We start from the raw sequence: 560 nt of genomic DNA on the forward strand, positions 1-560 counted from the left end.
TTGTCGAAAGACAAGAGCATTTCATGCCACCGAAATAGGGTTTGATGCGTGAGAGGCTCGGCATAGGTCAAGTACACATTGACCATCATCTCGGCCACGCCCTGCTCTCGGGGTTTGTTCGGATAGCTGTCCGGTTCCAATCCGAGGTGTCGGCGAAGCGAGGATTGCACGCTGCGCCGGTCCAGCATCTCGCCTTCAATGGCACTGGTTTTCACGGCCTCATCGCTCAGCAAGTCGATGCGGAGCTGATCACGCTCTGACGGGCTGACATGGTGAACGGCACCCAGGACTTCGCCTGAAGACAACAAAAATCGCTGCTCGAGTGGTGCAAGCTCTGCTTCGTCATACCGGAAATCCGGCCAACCGGATATCTGCCAGTTCCATGTCATGAGTTATAGAGTTCCTTTCTATAGCTCATGAGTAGACTACTTTTGAGTTATAGAAGTCAATTCCATAACTCAAACGCGTGTAAATTCACGTAAACTCTGCTGTGCGTTTGTACTTTAAGTCTATTGAAGCCTCCGACTGATTGAAAGCAAAGAGCCTCAGACCTGCGCCGC

At 51.4% G+C, this 560-nt stretch carries 1 protein-coding gene; it reads right to left on the reverse strand.

Features of this window, described 5'->3' with window-relative positions; all coding sequences use genetic code 11:
* On the reverse strand, positions 1-389 hold a 389-nt coding region (locus HRQ87_RS20020; protein ID WP_174140216.1), incomplete at its 3' end, for a DUF4172 domain-containing protein.
* Positions 390-560: the final 171 nt, after the last annotated feature.

Source organism: Parasulfitobacter algicola (assembly GCF_013315265.1).
Lineage (GTDB): Bacteria > Pseudomonadota > Alphaproteobacteria > Rhodobacterales > Rhodobacteraceae > Parasulfitobacter > Parasulfitobacter algicola.